Source organism: Flavobacterium sp. JLP (assembly GCF_015350755.1).
Lineage (GTDB): Bacteria > Bacteroidota > Bacteroidia > Flavobacteriales > Flavobacteriaceae > Flavobacterium.
On sequence record NZ_JADKPS010000003.1, the window covers coordinates 366,590 to 388,327 of the forward strand.

The window sequence follows — 21,738 nt, forward strand, 5'->3', positions numbered from 1 at the left end:
AACATGAAAAAAATAATTATATTCATAGGAATATTAACGCTTACATGGGGATGTAACGATGATAGCCTAACCGATTTAAACGTAGATACCAAAAACCCTAGTTCTGGAGTTCCTTCAGGCGCGTTATTTGGTAATGCTGAAAAGAATCTTTTTGACCAAATGACTAGTACCAACGTTAACATTAATGTCTTTAGACTTTTTGCTCAACATTGGTCAGAAACTACTTATCTTGACGAATCAAATTACGATATCTTGCAAAGAAACGTACCTGATAGACACTGGCAAGTTTTGTACCGCGATGTACTTAGAGATTTAAAAGAAGCAACTACACTTACTTCTGCTGAAGAAACTGTAACTCCTGCTGAACTAGCTGTAAAAAACAACAAACTTGCAATTATTGAAGTTTTAAATGTTTACGCTTACTCTACTTTAGTTGATACATTCGGAAACATACCTTACACTGAAGCATTAAACCCAGATGCACACCCTAATCCAGTTTATGATGATGCTAAAGTAGTTTATGCTGACTTATTCAAAAGATTAGATGCTGCTATTGCTAAACTTGATTCAGGTGCAAAAAGTTTCGGAACTTCTGATTTCGTTTACTCTGGAGATGTTGCTAAATGGAAAAAATTTGCTAACTCATTGAAATTACGTCTAGCAATTACAGTTGCTGATGAGCCAACTTTAGCTGCTACAGCTAAAACTGCTGCTGAACAAGCTTCTGCAGCTGGAGTTCTTGCTTCTACTGCTGACAATGCTGCATTACAATACAAATCAACTCAACCAAATACAAATCCTCTTTACGAAGATCTTGTAACAAGTGGAAGATATGATTTCGTTGCTGCTGCACCGTTAGTTACTAAAATGAACACTCTAAACGATCCAAGAAGACCTTTATATTACATTCCTGTTAACGGTGTGTTTATTGGAGCTCCTTACGCACAAGGTGTAGATTTCGAAACTTATTCTTCTGCTGGAGATCCAGCTGATGATGAAGGAGATCACACAAGATTATTAGATCCTACATTAGAAGGTTTATTAATTGATTACACTGAAGTTCAATTTTACTTAGCTGAAGCTGTAGAAAGAGGTTTTGCTGTTGGTGGTACTGCTGCAACTCACTATAACAACGCTATTAAATCTTCTATCATTTACTGGGGAGGAACTGAAGCTGAAGCTGATTTGTATTTATTGCAACCAGCAGTAGCTTACGCAACAGCAACTGGTACTTGGAAACAAAAAATTGGTGAGCAAGCTTGGATTGGATACTATAACAGAGGTTATGAAGCATGGACAACTTGGAGAAGATTAGACTTCCCAGCTTTGACTGCTCCAGCTACTGCAGTTCCTGCTGCAGAAGGACAAATCCCAAAAAGATTTACTTACCCTGTATTAGAGCAAACATTAAATGCTGCTAACTATCAAGCTGCTGGTACTGCAGTTGGTGGTGACAAACTTAAAACAAAACTTTTCTGGGATAAATTCTAATTTTAGACCAAAAAATAATATTAAAGCCACTCTGTTCATTCAGAGTGGCTTTTTTTTATATAAACATTATACCTATATTTGTCCTATGGAAAAAGAACATCAAATATTTGGAATTAGAGCCATTATAGAAGCAATTCAAGCAGGAAAAGAAGTTGACAAAGTATTTATACAAAAGGAAATTTCTGGAGAATTAATGAAAGATTTAATGAAAGTGATGAAACGCGCTAACATCAATTTCTCGTATGTTCCTGTAGAAAAACTTAATCGATTAACACCAAATAATCACCAAGGTGCAGTTGCAACAATATCACCGATTGGTTTTATTGAATTAGAACATTTAGTCGAATCTACTATAGAATCTGGATCGAAACCTTTATTTTTAATATTAGATCAGATTTCTGATGCAAGAAATTTTGGAGCCATTATCAGAACTGCAGAATGCACTGGAGTAAACGGAATCATAGTTCAAAAAGCAGGTTCTGCCCCTGTTAATGGAGATACTGTAAAAACTTCTGCTGGAGCGGTATTTAATGTTCCAATCTGTAAAGTTGAGCACATTAAAGATGCCATTTTTTATCTTCAAGGATCAGGAATTAAAACTGTTGCTGCAACTGAAAAAACAGATCAAAATATTTATGATATAGCATTGAATGAACCTGTAGCCATTATTATGGGATCTGAAGACAGAGGAATCAATCCATCTGTGCTTAAAATTGTTGATGAAAAAGCAAAACTGCCAATGTTTGGATCCATTGGGTCACTAAACGTTTCTGTTGCCTGTGGTGCATTTTTATATGAAGCTGTACGTCAAAGAAACTAAATAATATTGAGAGAGTTAAGATGACAACTAAATATCAAATTAATGTCTTCAAAAAATGCTCCTAACATATTACTCAAAAAAAACATTTCAATACTTGTAGTTATTTTGATTACAAGTATTGGTTATGCTCAAACTAAGACTTACAATCAATTTTGGAATGAATTTCAATTTAACAGGACTATTAATGAAAAATGGTCTGCTGAATTAAATCTTGGAGCAGTATATAGCAGTACAGAATCTTCACCTAATATTTTTGAAGAAAATACGCAGCGCTCAATAAGAGGCTGGGGACATTATTATTTATCTCCTCGTTGGAAACTTTCTGCCTTTTTAGCTTACAATTACAATAAAGATGTGCCAGAAATTGGGCAATTTAAATCACCTGAATGGAGATTTGCTACACAAGGAATTTATTATTTTCATAAAACTGGCTATACCTTAAGCACTAGAATGAGGATTGAACTCAGATATATGAGAAATCAGGATGAAAGCTGGGAAAATGTACTTAGATATCGCCATCAAATAAAATATTTAAAACCTATTAACAGCAAAGTTCTTAGAGAAGGTGTTGTTTATGCCGTAACATCAGATGAATTATACATCAAAACTGGAGCTAAGGTTACTGGAGAAAGTTTTTTTGATCGAAACAGATTTAATATTGGAGCAGGTTACCTGTTTACAGATGATATTCAGGTTGAACTAACTTATGCAAATGAATATCTCCCAAGAAATAGCGGTGATCAAATTGTAAATGCCGCATCGTTGACCATTACATTCAATAATCTTTTTAAAAACCTAAATGAAAAGATATTGCACAAAAATGAAACCTCAAATGATGAGTAGCTTCACTCCTCCTCCTTATTCAAAAAACAGGCTAACTGTTTTACAATTGCATCTTTATGCAATTTAAAATTATAATCGCGAACAAATTCAGTTCCCTCCATTCTAATTTCAGCAACAAGAGCTTCAAACTTAGAAAAAGACTCAAGATCTTTAGCATCTATCAAATACAAAACCTGCATAATTGAGTCGTTTTGCCTGTATTGAGTATCGTAGTGTGTTAATTTATATACATTATGATCTGCTAAATGTATAAGCAAATCATCTTTAATTTTTTTGCCATCTTTTCTAGGAGGAAAAGGCGTAGGCTGCAAGGAGATAAAATAATGCTCTTTATCTGTTACAATATTAATTTTTAACGATTTTGACTTTGTTGTATAAAAAACCGCGGGGTCAAAATAATACATCATGGTACCATCAGCCATAACTTTATTTTTTATATCACATTGAGCAAGCACTTTTGAGGTGAATAAAACGAATAAAAGTAAAACAACAAAGCTGATCTTTTTCATAATAAATAAATGAAATTAGAATGTCTCTAACAAAAATACGCTTTTTAGAGCAAAAATTCTCAGCATTTAGATTTTATCATCTGATTCTGATTTCGTTACGGTATAAAAAACAGAAACATCAGAATTAAAATAAGTAGATATAGATTCTGATTCTTCTTCAGGAATTTCAGTGTTGACAAAATTTCCGTTTTCATCAAAGTGTTTCATAAAAGCATCTTCCTCTGGATTAAAATCAGGTTTTTGCCAATCATAAACAATAGGTTTTGCATATTCTGGTGTTTTGTAAAATAGTGATAAAACAAAACCTGTAATAAAACCAGCCAAATGTCCTTCCCAAGAAATTGTCGCATCAACATCTGGAAAAACATACCAAATCATTCCCCCATATAATAAGATTACTGAAAGAGAAAGCGCAACTAAGCGATAATATCTCGTTTGAATTCCTTTGAAAAAAATAAAACTTACTAAAACATAAATTAAACCGCTGGCACCAATATGATAATTTTCTCTGCCAATAACCCAAGTTATTAAACCTGAAAATAAAATCCCATACGCAATAACTGGAATTGTTTGTTTTGGATAAAAAAATTGCAAAGCTGCCAATAAAACCAAAAGCGGAATTGAATTATTATACAAATGCCCAAGATTTTCATGAATAAAAGGGCTAAACAAAACCCCTTGCAGACCTGAAAAATCTCGAGGATAAATTCCGTTTTGATAAAAATCAAAATCAAAGCGAATTTGAAACCAATATACAATCCATAAAAAAAGGACAAAAAATAATGGTAGCCCAATTACAGCATTCGAAAATTTAAAGTGATTATCATTCATATTTTTAGAAATCTGTTATTGTTAACATCAAAAAACTATCCAAATAAAATTACCTGATAATTTGTCAGCTAACGAATTTAAGACGTTAATAGCAGTTGAAAATTCTAAAATTAAAATTGAAAATAGTAATTTTACAAAATGGAAGCACCTTTAGCAGAGCGTATTCGCCCACAGAAATTAGAAGATTACATCAGTCAAAGTCATTTAGTTGGACCTAATGGTTCTTTGACGCAACAAATTTCGAAAGGAATTATTCCGTCTTTAATATTTTGGGGGCCTCCTGGAACTGGTAAAACTACTTTAGCACAAATTATTGCGCAGGAATCAAAACGTCCGTTTTATATATTGAGCGCCATAAATTCTGGAGTTAAAGATATTCGCGATGTTATCGAAAAAGCAAAACAAAGCGGTGGTTTATTTACAGCTAAAAATCCAATTTTATTTATTGATGAGATTCACCGGTTCAGTAAATCGCAACAAGATTCGCTTTTGGCCGCGGTTGAAAAAGGCTGGATAACTCTTATTGGTGCCACTACAGAAAACCCGAGTTTTGAAGTGATTCCTGCATTATTGTCTCGCTGTCAGGTTTATATATTAAACGCATTTACAAAAGCTGATTTAGAAGCTTTATTGCATCGCGCCATGAGAATAGACACGGAAATGGCTTCAAAAAAAATTACTTTAAAAGAAACCGAAGCGTTATTAAGACTTTCTGGCGGAGATGGCCGAAAATTATTAAACATTTTTGAATTAGTTGTAAACGCTTCCGCTAATGATGAAGTTGTGATCACTAACGATCGTGTTTTCGAATTGGTACAGCAAAATACTGTTTTGTATGACAAAAGCGGTGAACAGCATTACGATATTGTTTCGGCTTTTATTAAATCGATTCGCGGCAGCGATCCTAATGGAGCTGTTTATTGGCTGGCCAGAATGATTGAAGGCGGAGAAGATGTAAAATTCATTGCCAGACGAATGCTTATATTATCAAGCGAAGATATTGGAAATGCAAATCCGACTGCTTTTATTATGGCAAACAATACTTTTCAGGCAGTAGCAACTATTGGATATCCTGAAAGCCGTATTATTTTAAGCCAATGTGCCATTTATTTAGCAACATCACCTAAAAGCAACGCCTCTTATATGGCAATTGGAACTGCACAGCAATTAGTAAAACAAACAGGTGATTTGCCCGTTCCTATTCACTTACGAAATGCTCCAACCAAACTTATGAAAGAATTGGGGTATGGCGACGATTATAAATATGCTCATGATTATGCCAATAATTTTGCCGAGCAGGAATTTTTACCAGATGCTATAAAACAAACGGTTCTTTACAATCCGGGAAACAATTCTCGAGAGAACAGTAACCGCGAATTTTTAAAGAACCGCTGGAAAGATAAATATGGTTACTAGAACCAAATTTTATATTTAAAATTTAACTGAAACTTTTTCAGAAATCAATTTATCATTTTGATAATATTCAAAAAACCATTGATTGTCTTTTGCATTTAATGAGCCTTGAATACCGTCTTTTATTGCAATGAATGAATCTGGACGAGATGTTTTCAATAATTTCATAACCACTTTTGGCGTTTTATCAATCAATTGATATCCGTTTTCTGTTGGCTGTGCGTAAAGTAAATTTGGATCCGAAACATCTGCCACAGGAGCTGCCACAGAAGTTGCTGGTGTAACAGTTGCTGCAACCGTAACTGGTGACGCTGTTACCACTGCTCTGGTATTTGCACTTATAGTTTTGCCGCTATATTTATAATGTAAATCATTTATAGACATAAAAGCTAAATTAAGACTTTCTCTATATGCTGCTTCATAATCTTTCTCCTTACTTTTACCTATTTCTGAAGTGTAGATTACTTTTCCGTAACAATCTTTAAACTCCACGAAAAGTTTTGTAATTAAGAATCCGTTGTCTTTTTTCACATCCATGTATAAAAGCTGACAACGATCTGCAAATTCAGGAGAAAGTTCTTCATTTGCATAAAAAGCCTGAAAACCTGCCTTTATTAAATTTGCTTTGCTAGTAGTAGCCATTCTATATTGATTTTCAGTTTTAAGAAAATCGTACTTCAAAGGCACAATAACTGCTTTGTAATCATTAACAGATTGCGCAAATCCAATAGCGGAAATAACAAGTGCAACCAATAAAAATTTAATTCTCATCATTATAAATATTTTTTAAGTTCTAATAAATTGTTTATTTGTTTAATATTTTGAGGAACATCAACTCTTTTTTCATTAAAAAAAATAGCATCTAAACCTGCATTTAATGCCCCATTAACATCTGCATCAAGACAATCGCCAATCATAATACTGTTTTCTTTTGAGGCTTGAGCCAAATTGACAGCATAATCAAAGATAATACTATTTGGTTTTTTTACACCTGCTAATTCTGAATTTGTAATCGTATTAAAATACCCGGCAAGCAATGCATTCTTTATTTTTTTTTCCTGAACAGTTGCAAAACCATTCGTTATAATATGCAATCTATACTTTGGTTTTAAATATTCAAGAACTTCAATTGCTCCTTCAAAAAGATAATTATTATCTGTTAAAAACTCAATATAATCATTTGCAATTTCGTTAATGGTTTCATCTGAAATTTCGAGATTTAAAGCATCAAAAGAAAACTTTAATCTATTGTAACGCAGTTCTACATGCGTTATTTCATCATTCTGATATAACTTCCAGCAAGCCTGATTAATTGGAGCATATTTTTCGATAAAATCCTGAGTTTTAATTTCGGGATATTTACTCTTAAAAATGCGATCAAAAGCCATTTCAGAATTTTTATCAAAATCCCAAAGGGTATGATCTAAATCGAAAAAAACGTCGGTAATATTGGTGTTCATAATCTAAAAAATTCCTTCATCTACAAAACTATAATATTTTGTTTCAGTAATAATCAAATGGTCTAAAACTTTAACATCTAGACTATCTCCTGCCTGCCTCAATCTTTTTGTAATTTGTTTGTCGGCATCGCTTGGCTGTAAATTTCCCGAAGGATGATTGTGACACAAAATCAAGCCCGTAGCTCCATTTTCTAAGGCCAATTTAAAAACCAGCCGAACATCGACAATCGTGCCCGCAATACCACCTTTGCTCAATTGTGATTTCGAAATTACTTTGTTTGAATTATTAAGAAAAAGCACCCAAAATTCTTCATGTGGCAGTTCTCCTATTATAGGCTGCATAATTTCAAATACCAATTTGCTTGAAGTAATTTTTATAAGTTCGACTGCATCTTCGGCTCTTCGGCGTCGGCCAAGTTCTAGCGCCGCAATAATTGTGATGGCCTTTGCCTCTCCTATTCCTTTAAAATTCATTAATTGCGAAATAGACATCTTGCCTAAAACATTAAGATTATCTGCACTTGCCAAAATTCTTTTGCTTAAATCTACAGCCGACTCGTTACGGCTTCCTGAACCAATTAAAATCGCAATTAATTCGGCATCGCTTAAAACACTTTTACCTTTAAGCATTAATTTTTCACGTGGCCTATCATCTTCTGACCAATTCGTAATAGGAAAATGAGTTGCTTCCATCTTAATTTAATTAATGGTTTTACTCATGCAAACACTATTAGTTAAGCCAACATATGGCTCATAATTGTCAACAATATTAAATCCTACTTTTTGGTAAAGACTAATTGCTTCGACCTGTTTGTATAAAGTTTCTAAAATAAAAATTTCAAAACCATTGTTTCTTGCCTCTTTTTCTAATTCTAAAATTATTAATTGTGCCAAACCCAAACCTCGAGCTTCTGGCGAAACAAACATTCTTTTTAACTCTGCGGTATTTTTATTATATTTTTTAAAACAGCCACAGCCAACTGGTTTTTTATCTAAATAAACAACAATTACATTCGGGTTAAATTCGATTAAATTATTTCCCCAATAATCCTTTTTTAATTCTGGATAACGTTCCCACAAAAAAGTATCGAATGTTTCGATCAAAGAAATAAAATCAGGATTCTCGCTTGTTGTTTTTACAACTTTTATATTTTGGTTCATCTTGTAATATCTTAAATGGCGAATATATTGAAAAATAAGAAAAATCATTCATAAAAAGCAAAACAAAAATGCCAATCGAGTCTACGATTGGCATATTATCTAATTTTCAAATGACGAATTATTTTAATTAATCAATTCTTTTACTTCATCAAAATTCAAGCCTCCGTAATTTCCTGAACTCATTAATAAAAGTGCAGAATTTTCAAGATTTAAATTGAATAAATATTCTTTGAATTCAGCCGGATTGGTGTAAATAATTAAATCTTCACGATTAAATGAAGACGCAATCTGCTCATAGGTAACTTCTTCTAACTGCTTAATTTTTACAGCATCTGGAGAATAGAAAACAACGGCAACATCTGCATATTCAAGTGCGCCTTCGTATTCTTTCAAAAATTCAGCATTTAAACTGCTATACGTATGCAGTTCTAAACAAGCTACTAAAGTTCTGTTTGGATATTGCTCTTTTACTGCTTTAGTTGTTGCAGCTACTTTACTTGGCGAATGCGCAAAATCTTTATACGCTACTTTACCTTTTCCTTCGGCAATTTTTTCTAATCTTTTAGAAGCTCCTTTAAAACTGGCGATTGCTTCGTAAAAATCAGCCTCGTCAACGCCCATGTTTTGGCAAATCCATTTTGCTCCCGCCAAATTATTTAAGTTGTGCGCGCCAAAAACTTCAATTGGCATATCGCCTTCTGGAGTTTCTAATAAAGTTACGCCATCGCTGACAGTATATTTTGGTGTAGAATAAGCTAGTTTGCGAATTGGGTTTGTCGCAGCTTCTGCAACGCGTTTTACTTCTGGATCATTTTCATTGTAAACTAAAATTCCTCCGTTTGTGATTTTACCAATAAAAATTTCGAACTGCTCTACATAATTTTCATATGTTGGAAAAACATTGATATGATCCCAGGCGATTCCGGAAATTAAAGCAATATTAGGCTGATATAAGTGAAATTTAGGACGTCTGTCAATCGGCGAAGACAAATATTCATCACCTTCCAGAACCATAAAATCATTTTCTTCAGTAAGATGCACCATGGTATCAAAACCTTCTAACTGCGCGCCAACCATATAATCAACTTCAATATTATGATAATGCATTACGTGCAAAATCATCGAAGTAATAGTCGTTTTTCCGTGAGAACCTCCAATTACAACGCGAGTTTTATTTTTAGATTGCTCATATAAAAATTCTGGATAAGAATAGATTTTCAAACCTAATTCTTGTGCTTTCAGCAGTTCAGGATTATCTGCTTTTGCGTGCATTCCTAAAATTACAGCTTCAATATCTGATGTTATTTTTTCTGGAAACCAACCTAATTCAGCTGGCAAAATTCCCTTTTTCTCTAATCTTGATTTTGATGGTTCAAAAATAGCATCATCACTACCTGTAACCTGATAGCCTTTATTATGCAATGCTAATGCTAAATTGTGCATGGCACTTCCGCCGATGGCGATGAAATGTGTTTTCATTAAAATTCTAATTTTTAAGTTCTAAATTCCAATTTTTCAATTGAAATTTATCTTTGAATCGACCTTTAAGCGTCAAATTTTCGTTTCAATTCTTGTGCTTTTTTTGGGTCTTTTAATTTGTTCAAATATAAATTATATAATTTTTGAAATGTAATTTTTGATTTACCAATTTCATTTGCTTTGATATAATTTTTTTCTGCTGATGCATATCTTTTAAAATATTCATCAATTCTTCCTCTCGACATATAACCATCAACGGGCGAAAATTGTGCTAATTCATTCGAATACGCTAGTGCTTTCGACTCGCTTCCGCCAACAATCCCAGGCAATTGCAAATACAATTCTATTAATGCCCATCTTGCCTGAATATGTTTTGGATTTAGAGCAATTGCTTTTTCAAACGCCGATTTCATATCATCAACCATTCCTAAAGCTTTAAATTTATTTACTTCCATAGCACGCATGGCTAAGGCGCCGCCATATTTAAAAAAATAATTCGCTTCGGTTGGTTTTAACTCTGTTAGTTTCTTGAAATATTTTCCAGCGTCAACCCATGATTTTTTATATGATTCGATATCGCCTAAATATTCAATTGTTTTTATGTCAGAAGGTTTCGTTTTTAGAATTCCTTCGAACAGCAATTGTGCTTCGTCATACTTTTTGCCATGAAATAACTTTTCTGCTTTTTCAAAATTAGATTGCGACCAAATACATATTGGCACAAATAAAAAAAAGAGTAGTAGTTTTTTCATATCTCAAAAATAACGAAATATAGCATCGATAATTTGCTTTTAGAGATAAATTAGTAATTTGTACGAAATTATTTTAAAGTTGGCCCCAACCTTTCTTTAAAAACGGCTCTCTATATACTAAAACAGAAGTATGAAAAATATATTATTTGCTTTCTTATTGATTTCTACAACCTTATTTGCACAACAAACAGATAAAAAATGGGAGAACGTAATTGCTTTCGAAAACGAAGGAAAAGTAAAATCAGCAAACGACGCTGTTGCAGAAATATACAAAAAAGCAATTGCCCAAAAAGACGAAGTGCAAATGATAAAATGCTTTTTTTATCAGTCTAAATATTTACAGGTGGTTGATGAAAATGCAAAAACCAAAATTTTAAATAATTTAAAGACAGATATAAACCGCGTTTCTATTCCATCAAAGGCCATTTTAAATTTGGTTTATGCGAGGTGTTTGAATGATTATTATACACGAAATGATTATAGCATTAGAAGAAGAACCAATACCGATTCCTTGAGTGAGGATTTTTTAACTTGGACCACAAATATTTTTACGGATCAAATCAATCTGGCTCAAAAAAAATCTTTGGATAACGAATCTATTTTAAAGGAAACATCTTTAATAAAATATGAACCTATTTTCGACTATTCAACTGTAGAAAAATTCAAAACGCTCCATGTATTAGATTATGTAATATCCGAAAACATTGAACTTTACACAAAGAAAATGCATCGATGGGGATTCGAAAAAAGTGACTTTGCATTTTATAAAAAAGATTTGTTAGGAAAATCGAGTGATTTTTTAAAAATCAATTTCGATTTCGTAACAAATGAAAATTTGAAATTGGCTTTAGAGCTATACCAAAAGCAAGAAACTAACAATCCAAACACGGAAAATTTATGGGAACGAATTCAGTTTTGCAAACAGTATTTAATAGATTCTGATGAGGATTATTTTGAGGCACTAATTTATCTTCAAAAAAACACAAAGGATGTATTTCTAATTCAAAAAATTCAATTAGAAAAAGCTTCTTATTTTTCAGAAAAGGCATCAAAAGAAACGCACCCAGATTATAACATTAGGGCAGTTTCTATATTAGATAGTATACTAAGTGTAAATAATAGATCAAATGCCTATAAATTGGCACTTGAAAAAAAAGAAAATATAGGTTACAAAACTTTAAGTGCCCAGCTTCAAAAATACAATTATAGTGATGAGAATACTCGAGCATTTATCCAATACAAAAATGTTGAGAATTTAAAAATCTCATTCTTTAAAATTAATCAGGTTCAAGCTGTTCAATTAAAACAATTTTACATTACAAAGGATAGTATTCGAGATTTTATTATTCATAAAACACAGCCCGTTGTGGTCAAATCTTATTCACTCAAAAATAAAAAAGATTATCTCGAATATTCTACAGAAGTACTTCTTCCGCAATTAAAGACAGGTACATATTTAATATATTTTGAAAGCGAATCAGATTCAAAAGACAAAAAAGCTTTTGCTTTTGAAACCATTACAATTTCAAACCTTACAGTTTTGGCTTCTCAAAACTATAACTCCGAAAGCTATCAGGTTTTAGACCGAAAAACAGGAAAACCATTAGAAAATGTGACTTTAAAATCAAGCGATTTCACCTTAAAAACAAATAAAAACGGCATTGCAGTTTTTAATAAAACAAACCAGAATTCAAATTATGGAGTTTTAAATTTATACACAGCAAATGACACTATTTCTATTCAAAAAAATTATTTGTATTACAATAGCGTATACACCGAAAATGAGAAAGAAGCTTTACAAGGTAAAGTTGAATTTTACTTAGATCGCGCCATTTACCGTCCAGGGCAAACTGTGTATTACAAAGGAATTGCTGTTCAAAAATCAGGAGATAAAACTTCAGTAGTTCCTTTCACAACATTTAACATTGTCGTTGAAGATCCTGACAGCAACGATTTTAAAGATTTTGACGTAACAACAAACGAGTTTGGATCTTTTTCTGGTGAATTTAGTATTCCGAAAACAGGTCTTACAGGTTCTTTTAAAATTACAGCCGGAGAACCAACAACTTATGAGAATGATATTGTATACGACAAAAAAGAAAGCGAACACCCATTTTGGGAAAAAGTTCATTTTGAAAATTCTGAAACAGAATTTAGCGTTGAAGAATATAAACGCCCAAAATTTGAAGTGACCTTCGAACCTAAAAAAGAAAGCTTTCAAATTAATCAATCGATCAAAGTAAAAGGAAATGCAAAAGCTTTTGCGGGAAGTACTATTTCTGATGCAAAAGTAACTTACACTGTCAGTCGCTATACAAGTTATTTTAGAGATTATTATTCGCAGCAACAAAACGAAAATTTAGCAACGGGAGAAACTAAAACTGATGCTTCTGGAAAATTTAATATTGAATTTGTTGCTTTGCCACCGAAAAATAGTAAAAAAGAAGAATTACCAATTTTTAATTATAGTATAAAAGTTGCTGTAACAGATATAAACGGCGAAACGCACGAAGCAACAACGATTGTAAAAGTTGGATATCATGATTTGGTTTTACAAACTGCAATTCCTAATGAAATTGAAACGAAAAATAAAAATGAAATCAAACTTACAAGCACAAACTTAAACGATGAATTTTTAGCTGTTAAAGGTGAAATTAAAATTTATTTAATAAGCCCATTCTCAAGGAAATTTAAACAAAGAGTTTTTCCTCAGCCAGATATTGAAAATATTTCTAGTGAAGATTTTGGAAAATTATTTCCGTACGAAATCAACCAAACTCCAAAAACAGATGAAACTTTAGTTTTTTCGCAAAATATTGACACTCAAAAAGACAAAGTTATTCCGTTAGATTTCATTTCTAATTACAAATCTGGAAATTATAAAATAGTTTTTACAGCAAAAGACCGTTTTGAAAATAAAATTGAAACTATTTCAAATTTTAAACTTACACAAAGCAAAGACAAATTAGACGCCAGCCGCTTATTCTCGGTACAGCAAATGAATTCTGATGCAAAAAAAGATGGCTTTGTATTGTTAAAACTTTCATCTGTTATTCCTGAGCTTTACATTACAGCAACCGGAAACTATGATAGTGTTGCTTTTCATGAGGAAACATACCATCTTCAAAACAACGAAACTTTGATTAAAATTCCATTAAACAAAGAATTTCATGGCGCCGTAAATATAAGTTTTGAAAGCATATTTGAAAATGAAAGATTCAATTACAGCACTTATGTATTTTTAAAAACTGTAAATCCAGAATTAAAATTTAATGTAGAAACATTTAGAAACAAAATACAACCCGGAAGTACTGAAAACTGGTCTTTTAAATTAAATGGAATTGCAACAAAAAAAGAAGCAGAGGTTTTGGCATCAATGTATGACAGTTCATTAGATCAATTTACCATTAAAGAATGGAATAGTTTAAATTTTGTTCAATACACTACTGGTGGCAATACGAAATCTCTTTTAGGATTTGAGAAAATGTATGTTTCAATTCCTAACTTAAACATACCATCAAAACGAATCGAATTAAAAAATGAAAGCACAAAATTAATTTGGTTTGGTTTCGATTTTAACAATAGCAATAATACACTTTATCTGCAAAGAGAATACCAGAGACAACTAAGCAAAAAAATTAAAAAACCATTAGATGCTAAACTAATTTCGGGAATTGTTACTGATAGTTCAGGACTGCCTCTACCCGGTGTTTCTGTTCTCATTAAAGGAACTCAACGAAGAACTCAAACTGATTTTGATGGTTATTATGAAATTGAAGCGACGGCTAATGAAGAAATCGTTTTTTCTTATATTGGTTTTAAAGACCAATCTAGTATTGTAGCAAATAATAAATCAATTGATTTAGTTTTAGCCGAAAACACTAACCAATTAGAAGAAGTTGTTATTGTTGGTTATGGAATTTCCAAAAAAAAGAACTTAACCGGATCAATAACAAAAATGAAAGCTGTTAGAAATGGTGTACAAGTTGAGGAAGACAATAACGTCTATGAAACTGACAGCGTGTTATCAGGAAAAGTAGCTGGCGTAGCAGTTATGCAAATTCCGTCGGCTAAATTAGTTATTCGCAGCGATGTATCTATTAATGATGCTTCGAATCCTTTATATGTTATAGATGGAAAAATTTCCAGCGCAGAGGATGTTAAAAATTTGAATTCATCAGATGTTGTTTCTATAAATGTTTTAAAAGGAAATGAAGCAACATCCCTTTACGGAACCAAAGCCGCAAACGGCGTAATAATCATTACAACTAAAAAAGCGCTCGAAGCTTTAACACAAGTAAAAGCCAGAAAAAATTTATCTGAAACCGCTTTCTTTTTGCCCAATTTAAAAACTGATTCGAACGGAAAAGTGAGTTTCAATTTTACTTCTCCAGAAGCTTTAACCGCTTGGAAACTTCGTTTATTGGCACATAACAAAGATGCTGTTTCTGGCTATTTAGAAAAAAGTGTAATCACGCAAAAAGAATTAATGATTTTACCAAATTTCCCTCGATTCTTTAGAGAAAAAGACACCATTGTGATTTCTGCTAAAATTTCGAATGTTACAGATAAAGTGAAGACTGGAATCGCAATCCTGCAGTTTTTTGATGCGACAACAATGCAGCCAATTGATGCTAAAATGATGAACGTAAAAAACATTCGCAATTTTAATGTTAGCGCTTTTGGAAATACAACCGCAACTTGGACAGTTTCAATTCCGGAAGGTTTACAAGGTGTTCAGTATAAGATTTTAGCCAAAGCAGAGAATTTTTCTGATGGTGAAGAAAACATACTTCCGGTTTTGACTAACAATATGCTGGTGACAGAAAGTATGCCGATTTGGGTTCGCGAAAATTCTAAAAAAGAATATACGTTTGAGAACTTAAAAAACAACAATTCAACGACTTTAAGAAATCATCAATTTACATTAGAATATACCTCAAATCCGTCGTGGATCGCGATTCAGGCTCTACCGTATTTAATGGAATATGAACACGAATGTGCTGAACAGACTTTTGCTCGTTTTTATGCCAATTCTTTGGCTTCAGAAATCATTGCAAGCAATACTAAAATTGCAACTGTTTTTGAAAACTGGAGAAAAAACGGAAAACTGAATGTGAAATTAGAAGAAAACGACGAATTAAAATCGATTATTCTAGCCGAAACACCTTGGCTAAATGACGCTCGAAGCGAAGATGAAAAGAAAAAAAATCTAGCCCTTTTATTTGATTTGGAGAAAATGAAAACTTCTCAAGAAGCAACTTTTGAAAAATTAAAACAAAAACAACATTCGTCTGGAGGATTTTCTTGGTTTGAAGGTGGCTATGAAAACGAATACATTACAAGACATATCCTGGCAGGTTTAGGCCATTTATCTAAATTGAATAAAAGTGGCGATAATGAAGATAAAATTGAAGCAATTGCCAAAAGTGGCATTTCGTTTTTAGACACCAAATTTTTAGAATCGTATAAAATCAGAACCAAAAATTTAAAAACAAACGACAAATTAATTTGGATCAATCCAAATTATGATTTGCATTATCTCTATACTAGAAGTTTTTATTTAGACGATTACAAATTATCTGACACTTTAAAAAAAGCGACAAAATTGTATATAGAGGCCATTAAAAAAGATTGGTTGTCGTATTCACTTTATGAAAAAGGATTAGCTTCTTTAACTTTAAATCGTTTTGGAGAAAAAGAAAGTGCTAAAAAAATTATAGAAAGCCTAAAAGAAACTTCTTCCAACAATGAAGATTGGGGAATGTATTGGATAGCCAATAAAGCTGGCTGGTATTGGTACCAAGCGCCGATAGAAACTCAGGCTTTATTGATTGAGGCTTTCGCCGAAGTAACTCACGACACCAAATCGGTAGATGCTATGAAAGTCTGGTTATTAAAAAACAAACAGACGAAAAACTGGCCAACTACAAAAGCAACTACAGAAGCAATTTATGCTTTATTAATGCAAGGAAGTGATTGGCTTTCTGTAAAAGACAACACAGTCATTAAACTTGGAGATGAAAAAATCACGACCAAGAAATTATCAGAAAATGAAAAAGAAGCAGAAACCGGTTACATCAAACTAAACTGGAAATCTGATGAAGTAAAAAAAGAAATGGCCACTATAAAAATTGAAAACAAATCTAAAGTTCCAGGCTTTGGTGGTATTTATTGGCAGTATTTTGAAGATTTGGATAAAATTAAAAACAATTCTGAAGCGATATTATCAGTTTCAAAAGAATTATATTTAAAAAAGAGTTCTGTTAAAGGTGATGAATTAGAAAAAATAACATCTAAAAATCCTTTAAAAATCGGCAATTTAGTTACAGTACGATTGATTATAACATCTAAAGAAGACACCGAATATGTTCATTTAAAAGATATGAGAGCTTCTTGTTTTGAACCTGTCAATGTACTTTCAGAATATCAATACAAAGATCGATTAGGATATTATATGAGTACAAAAGATGCTGCAACGCATTTCTTCTTTGATCAAATCAACAAAGGAACGTATGTTTTAGAATATGATATTCAAGTAAACAACAGTGGCGAATTCTCAAACGGAATTACAACAATTGAAAGTATGTACGCGCCAGAATTTGCAAGTCATACAAAAGGAATTCGAGTGAAAGTTGATTAACAACACTTCTCAAAATTATAATATGAAAATTCCAAATTCAAAATCTCAGCCTCACACATTTTCCAAAATAAAAACAACAAAAAACCCGATAAGTTTCTCTGAGACTTATCGGGTTTTATTTTATAATAAAAATCAGATTATTTCACAATCGTCAATTCGTCAATAATGTTTTTTGCACCAGCGTATTTGTCAATAATCCAAAGTACGTAACGAATATCAACGTTTATAGTTCTTTGTAATTTTGGATCAAAGATTACATCTCCAGCCATCGCTTCGATGTTTCCATCAAAAGCAATTCCGATTAATTCTCCTTTTCCATTAAGAACTGGCGAACCAGAATTTCCTCCTGTAATATCGTTATCAGTCAAGAAATTTATTGGCATATATCCTGCTTTATCAGCATATTGTCCGTAATCTTTTGCTTTGTTTAATTCTAATAAACGTTTTGGCAAATCAAATTCCTGATCTCCTGCTTTATACTTTTTCACCATACTTTCCATGGTTGTATAATTGTTGATAACAGCATCGTTTCTTGGATCTGCCGGCAAAGCACGAACTTTTCCGTAAGTCAATCTTAATGTAGAGTTTGCATCAGGATATTGAATTGTATTTAATTTTGATTCTCTCAAGCCTTCAACTAATTCGCGGTAGGCAGTTGCAAAACCATCATCCGCTTTTGCTTGATCATCTGTTTTAGAACGGTATTTCGTCAATAAATCATTAGAAATAATATACAAAGGATCGTGTACAATTGCCAATGGTTTTGGATCAGCTAAAAATGCCAGTACTTTTTCCTTAGTTGTAAAATAACTGATTTCTGTGGCTTTTGCTACATCTGCAGTAAAATCACCATTATTTACAGTTTTCATTTTTGCAACTTCTGGAGCAAGTCCGTATTCAGCAGCCTTAGAAGCGTATAAATTTAATTGCGCTGTTAAAACATCTTTTTCTAATGGAGCGTAAAATTCACCATAAATGCTTTCAACCATTGCGTTGATTTTTGGCAGCATTTCAGCTTTTTTAGCATCATTTTCTTTATAGTAGGCGATCAATGCATTTCCTAAATTTGCAGGTCCGCCTGCATAACTTGACGTACGTAAAAGCTGTGATAAATAATTATCATGACGCGCTTTTAAGTTTGTTTCTCTGTAATAATCGTTGATAGTCGGAATTACATTTTCGTACTTTTCCTTATTAGCTGGCTTAGTTGCCCACTCATAAAACTTATCTTCTTGCAACGTTTTAACGTCAACAGTTCCTGCTTTTGTTAAAGCATCGATCATACCTTGACGGTTTTTCCAGTAATTTGCTGTCGAAGCATATTTAGACGCATATTGCAAGCGAACTGTTGCATCTTTATCCATATACTTTCTCATGACGTCCATTCCGGTTTTTGCACCTTCAACCCAAGCAGGATAAGCAAATTTTATATTTTGCTCTATTCCTCCAGCTGGCATCCAGCGGTTTGTTCTTCCAGGATATCCTAAAATCATCGCAAAATCATTTTCTTTTACACCTTTAATACTTACAGGCAAATAATGTTTTGGCTGTAAAGGCACATTGTCTTTAGAATACGCGGCAGGATTTCCAGCTTTATCAGCATAAACTCTAAACATAGAGAAATCTCCTGTTTGGCGAGGCCACTCCCAGTTGTCTGTATCACCTCCAAATTTACCAACACTTTCTGGTGGAGTTCCAACTAAACGAACGTCTGTATAATCCTGATAAACGAAATAGTAATATTCATTTCCTTGAAAGAAAGGACGAACAGAAACGGTATATTTTCCACCTTCATTGTTTTCTTTTTCAATTAAAGAAATTTCTTGCTGAATGATTTTATTTCTTTCTGTTTCGGTCATTGTATCATTTACTTTCGATAAAATCCTTTTTGAAACATCATCCATACGAACAAAGAAACGAACGTACAATGATTTTGGTTTCATTTCAGCACTTCTTTCTTTTGCCCAAAAACCATCTTTCAAATAGTTTTGTTCTGCTGTAGAAAGTTCAGCAATCGCATTGTAGCCACAATGGTGGTTCGTTAAAACTAACCCGTCTTTAGAAACAATTTCTGCTGTACAGCCTCCGTTAAATTGTACAATAGCATCTTTTAAACTGTGGTGGTTAATACTGTAAATTTCTTCGGCTGTTAATTGCAAGCCCAATTTTTCCATATCTCTATGGTTCAATCTTTCGATAAACATCAAAAACCACATTCCTTCATCGGCTTTTGCAGGAAAAGCCATAAGGCACATGGTTAAGAATAAAACTATTTTTTTCATGTTATTTTGTTTAAGTAATGCGAATATAACTCACTTTTCCCATTATATCATTCATATAATGGGAAAAACAAAATATAACAAATGACATAACTATCTATTTTATGAAATTCATAATTTAATTATAAAGAATGATCTTGTAATTTCTTCGAATTTATTTTTAATAAGAACTTAAAATTTAAAATATACACATTTAAAAAATTTAATATTTTGATATAATTGTAAAAATTTACTTTCGTTAAAAAATTAACATTATAAATTATTTCTTACAAAATATTGATGTGTAAATTTGCCAAAATTAATTTATTAAACAAGATGAAAAAATTATTATTAGGAGTTGCGCTATTTGTTGCAACAATATCGCACGCACAAAAAAACTCATTACTAGTTGGTGGAAACATTGGGTTTTCTTCAGAAAAAATTGATGACTCTAAAACAACCAATTTTGAATTTTCTCCAAAAGTTGGTTATCAATTTGCCGAAAGATGGACAATTGGAGCTGAAGCTTCTATTATTAGCAGTGATTATGATATGATACAAAACGATATCAAAATTTCTGGCAATACTCAAAAATATAAAATCGGAGGTTTTATGCGTTACACAGCTCCGTTGTCAGACTTATTTTCATTCTATACAGATTTAGGTGTTGGCTCACAAAGTGCTTCATCAAATAATATAAATGGAATTTATGCAAATCTTACTCCAGCACTATTTATTAATATGAAAAGAGGTTTTGGTTTAAATTTTTCTATTGGAGGAATTAACTATGATAATCTTGAAGGTACAGATTATCCAAAACAAGAGCGTTTTGGTTTTGATTTCGGAAAAACTGTAAAAATCGGAATTTCTAAAAACTTTCAGTTATAAAAAAAGAGACTCATAAATAAGTCTCTTCTATAAAATATTTTAATTAGTACTAATCCAGCAGATTTTAATTTGCTGGATTTTTTAATACTATAAATTAATCGTTCAGCATTTTCCAAAGCTTATCTTTCAAATCCGTCAAACCCTGTTGGGCAACAGATGAAATAAACATATACGGAATATCTTTGAAAGCTACATCTAATTCTACTTTCAATTCTGCTTTAAGTTCGTCATCCAGCATATCGCATTTTGAAATTACAAGAAGACGCTCTTTGTCTAGCATTTCCGGATTGTATTTGGTTAATTCATTTACCAAAATATCATATTCTGCTTTAATATCTGGCGTATCAACCGGAACTAAAAACAACAAAGTTGAGTTACGTTCTATATGACGCAAGAAATAATGGCCCAACCCTTTACCTTCAGCAGCACCTTCAATAATTCCAGGAATATCTGCTATTACAAAAGATTGATAATCTCGATATGCTACAATTCCAAGGTTTGGTTTTAAAGTCGTAAAAGGATAATCAGCAATTTTTGGTTTTGCAGAAGTCAATACAGAAAGTAACGTTGATTTTCCAGCATTAGGAAAGCCTACCAAACCAACATCAGCCAAAACTTTAAGTTCTAAAATCACATCCATCTCTACGCCTGGCAAACCTGGCTGTGCGTAACGAGGCGTTTGGTTAGTTGAACTTCTAAAATGCCAGTTTCCTAAACCGCCTTTTCCTCCTCTTGAAAGAATTTGTTTTTCACCGTCTTCGGTAATTTCAAATAACGTTTCGCCTGTTTCTTTGTCTTTTACAACTGTTCCTAGTGGCACTTCAATAAACTTATCTTCTCCGTCTGCACCAGTACTTCTATCTCCTCCACCGTCTCCACCATGACCAGCTTTAATATGACGAGCGAATTTTAAATGAAATAATGTCCATAAACCTTTATTTCCAACTAAATATACGTGTCCACCGCGACCACCATCACCACCGTCCGGGCCTCCTTTTTCAATAAATTTCTCTCTATGTAAATGCGTAGATCCTTTTCCTCCCTTTCCGGAAGAAACATATATCTTAACGTAATCTACAAAATTTCCTTCTGTCATTTTCTTTTTGTTTATGTATAGTTTAAAGTTTAAAGTTTCAGGTTTCAAGTTGGTGCATCGCACTTAACTTGAAACCTGAAACAAAATAAAACTT

General features: G+C 32.5%; 16 protein-coding genes. 6 read left to right on the top strand and 10 right to left on the bottom strand.

Translation table 11 applies throughout. The features are described from left to right. Positions 1 to 3: 3 nt before the first annotated feature. The 3 genes from IRZ83_RS11185 to IRZ83_RS11195 all read left to right on the top strand — a co-directional run bounded on the left by IRZ83_RS11185 (position 4) and on the right by IRZ83_RS11195 (position 3,154). A complete protein-coding gene (locus IRZ83_RS11185; RefSeq protein ID WP_194568772.1) occupies positions 4 to 1,491 on the top strand; it encodes a SusD/RagB family nutrient-binding outer membrane lipoprotein in 1,488 nt (495 codons plus the stop codon). An 85-nt stretch (positions 1,492 to 1,576) separates the two neighbouring features. Beyond that, the gene (rlmB, locus tag IRZ83_RS11190) at positions 1,577 to 2,311 is read left to right on the top strand and encodes a 23S rRNA (guanosine(2251)-2'-O)-methyltransferase RlmB (RefSeq protein ID WP_029272043.1); all 735 of its coding nucleotides are present in this window, start codon (positions 1,577 to 1,579) and stop codon (positions 2,309 to 2,311) included. 42 nt (positions 2,312 to 2,353) lie between these two features. Then, positions 2,354 to 3,154 carry a DUF2490 domain-containing protein gene (locus IRZ83_RS11195; RefSeq protein ID WP_194568774.1) on the top strand — a complete coding sequence of 267 codons (801 nt, stop codon included), beginning with the start codon at positions 2,354 to 2,356 and terminating at the stop codon, positions 3,152 to 3,154. A gap of 2 nt (positions 3,155 to 3,156) precedes the next feature. Here IRZ83_RS11195 and IRZ83_RS11200 read toward each other — a convergent pair whose 3' ends face one another. Together IRZ83_RS11200 and IRZ83_RS11205 are read right to left on the bottom strand one after the other, a co-directional pair. After that, positions 3,157 to 3,663 carry a hypothetical protein gene (locus tag IRZ83_RS11200; protein ID WP_194568777.1) on the bottom strand — a complete coding sequence of 169 codons (507 nt, stop codon included), beginning with the start codon at positions 3,661 to 3,663 and terminating at the stop codon, positions 3,157 to 3,159. A 66-nt stretch (positions 3,664 to 3,729) separates the two neighbouring features. Further along, complete coding sequence (locus IRZ83_RS11205; protein ID WP_194568779.1) at positions 3,730 to 4,494, bottom strand: rhomboid family intramembrane serine protease; 765 nt, start codon at positions 4,492 to 4,494, stop codon at positions 3,730 to 3,732. A gap of 138 nt (positions 4,495 to 4,632) precedes the next feature. On the opposite strand from IRZ83_RS11205, the gene IRZ83_RS11210 reads away from it, so the two are divergent. Continuing rightward, a complete protein-coding gene (locus tag IRZ83_RS11210; RefSeq protein WP_194568781.1) occupies positions 4,633 to 5,910 on the top strand; it encodes a replication-associated recombination protein A in 1,278 nt (425 codons plus the stop codon). Between the two features lie 15 nt (positions 5,911 to 5,925). Here the strand turns inward: IRZ83_RS11210 and IRZ83_RS11215 are convergent, their stop codons facing one another. From IRZ83_RS11215 to IRZ83_RS11240, 6 genes are all read right to left on the bottom strand, one after another. Beyond that, positions 5,926 to 6,678 (bottom strand): hypothetical protein, encoded by a 753-nt coding sequence (locus IRZ83_RS11215; protein WP_194568876.1) that lies wholly within the window; start codon positions 6,676 to 6,678, stop codon positions 5,926 to 5,928. Between the two features lie 2 nt (positions 6,679 to 6,680). Then, positions 6,681 to 7,367, bottom strand: a complete 687-nt coding sequence (locus IRZ83_RS11220; RefSeq protein ID WP_194568783.1) for a YjjG family noncanonical pyrimidine nucleotidase — start codon at positions 7,365 to 7,367, stop codon at positions 6,681 to 6,683. A gap of 3 nt (positions 7,368 to 7,370) precedes the next feature. Next, positions 7,371 to 8,060, bottom strand: a complete 690-nt coding sequence (gene radC, locus IRZ83_RS11225) for a RadC family protein (RefSeq protein WP_029272036.1) — start codon at positions 8,058 to 8,060, stop codon at positions 7,371 to 7,373. Between the two features lie 6 nt (positions 8,061 to 8,066). Further along, positions 8,067 to 8,528 carry a GNAT family N-acetyltransferase gene (locus IRZ83_RS11230; RefSeq protein WP_194568785.1) on the bottom strand — a complete coding sequence of 154 codons (462 nt, stop codon included), beginning with the start codon at positions 8,526 to 8,528 and terminating at the stop codon, positions 8,067 to 8,069. Positions 8,529 to 8,651: 123 nt separating this feature from the next. Further along, on the bottom strand, positions 8,652 to 10,007 hold the full coding sequence (locus IRZ83_RS11235) for a UDP-N-acetylmuramate--L-alanine ligase (protein WP_194568787.1): 1,356 nt from the start codon (positions 10,005 to 10,007) through the stop codon (positions 8,652 to 8,654). A gap of 65 nt (positions 10,008 to 10,072) precedes the next feature. After that, entirely contained in the window at positions 10,073 to 10,759 is a 687-nt protein-coding gene (locus tag IRZ83_RS11240) for a tetratricopeptide repeat protein (RefSeq protein WP_194568789.1), read from the bottom strand. 130 nt (positions 10,760 to 10,889) lie between these two features. Here IRZ83_RS11240 and IRZ83_RS11245 point away from each other — a divergent pair, with 130 nt between their 5' ends. After that, positions 10,890 to 17,402: a carboxypeptidase-like regulatory domain-containing protein gene (locus tag IRZ83_RS11245; protein ID WP_194568791.1), complete on the top strand. Its 6,513-nt coding sequence runs from the start codon at positions 10,890 to 10,892 to the stop codon at positions 17,400 to 17,402. Between the two features lie 137 nt (positions 17,403 to 17,539). Here IRZ83_RS11245 and IRZ83_RS11250 read toward each other — a convergent pair whose 3' ends face one another. Beyond that, entirely contained in the window at positions 17,540 to 19,684 is a 2,145-nt protein-coding gene (locus tag IRZ83_RS11250; RefSeq protein WP_194568793.1) for a S46 family peptidase, read from the bottom strand. Positions 19,685 to 19,996: 312 nt separating this feature from the next. On the opposite strand from IRZ83_RS11250, the gene IRZ83_RS11255 reads away from it, so the two are divergent. Beyond that, on the top strand, positions 19,997 to 20,548 hold the full coding sequence (locus IRZ83_RS11255; protein WP_194568795.1) for an outer membrane beta-barrel protein: 552 nt from the start codon (positions 19,997 to 19,999) through the stop codon (positions 20,546 to 20,548). A gap of 94 nt (positions 20,549 to 20,642) precedes the next feature. Here the strand turns inward: IRZ83_RS11255 and obgE are convergent, their stop codons facing one another. Further along, positions 20,643 to 21,644, bottom strand: coding sequence for a GTPase ObgE (gene obgE, locus IRZ83_RS11260; protein ID WP_029272028.1), 1,002 nt, complete (start codon positions 21,642 to 21,644; stop codon positions 20,643 to 20,645). Between the last annotated feature and the right edge of the window lie 94 nt (positions 21,645 to 21,738).

Excerpts from the sequence above, each read along its gene's own strand:
- rlmB (WP_029272043.1), top strand. The coding sequence starts at position 1,577 with ATGGAAAAAGAACATCAAATATTTGGAATTAGAGCCATTATAGAAGCA.
- IRZ83_RS11185 (WP_194568772.1), top strand. The coding sequence starts at position 4 with ATGAAAAAAATAATTATATTCATAGGAATATTAACGCTTACATGGGGA.
- IRZ83_RS11230 (WP_194568785.1), bottom strand. The coding sequence starts at position 8,528 with ATGAACCAAAATATAAAAGTTGTAAAAACAACAAGCGAGAATCCTGAT.
- IRZ83_RS11250 (WP_194568793.1), bottom strand. The coding sequence starts at position 19,684 with ATGAAAAAAATAGTTTTATTCTTAACCATGTGCCTTATGGCTTTTCCT.
- IRZ83_RS11245 (WP_194568791.1), top strand. The coding sequence starts at position 10,890 with ATGAAAAATATATTATTTGCTTTCTTATTGATTTCTACAACCTTATTT.
- IRZ83_RS11220 (WP_194568783.1), bottom strand. The coding sequence starts at position 7,367 with ATGAACACCAATATTACCGACGTTTTTTTCGATTTAGATCATACCCTT.
- IRZ83_RS11210 (WP_194568781.1), top strand. The coding sequence starts at position 4,633 with ATGGAAGCACCTTTAGCAGAGCGTATTCGCCCACAGAAATTAGAAGAT.
- IRZ83_RS11215 (WP_194568876.1), bottom strand. The coding sequence starts at position 6,678 with ATGAGAATTAAATTTTTATTGGTTGCACTTGTTATTTCCGCTATTGGA.
- IRZ83_RS11240 (WP_194568789.1), bottom strand. The coding sequence starts at position 10,759 with ATGAAAAAACTACTACTCTTTTTTTTATTTGTGCCAATATGTATTTGG.
- IRZ83_RS11235 (WP_194568787.1), bottom strand. The coding sequence starts at position 10,007 with ATGAAAACACATTTCATCGCCATCGGCGGAAGTGCCATGCACAATTTA.
- IRZ83_RS11200 (WP_194568777.1), bottom strand. The coding sequence starts at position 3,663 with ATGAAAAAGATCAGCTTTGTTGTTTTACTTTTATTCGTTTTATTCACC.
- obgE (WP_029272028.1), bottom strand. The coding sequence starts at position 21,644 with ATGACAGAAGGAAATTTTGTAGATTACGTTAAGATATATGTTTCTTCC.
- IRZ83_RS11205 (WP_194568779.1), bottom strand. The coding sequence starts at position 4,494 with ATGAATGATAATCACTTTAAATTTTCGAATGCTGTAATTGGGCTACCA.
- radC (WP_029272036.1), bottom strand. The coding sequence starts at position 8,060 with ATGGAAGCAACTCATTTTCCTATTACGAATTGGTCAGAAGATGATAGG.
- IRZ83_RS11255 (WP_194568795.1), top strand. The coding sequence starts at position 19,997 with ATGAAAAAATTATTATTAGGAGTTGCGCTATTTGTTGCAACAATATCG.
- IRZ83_RS11195 (WP_194568774.1), top strand. The coding sequence starts at position 2,354 with ATGTCTTCAAAAAATGCTCCTAACATATTACTCAAAAAAAACATTTCA.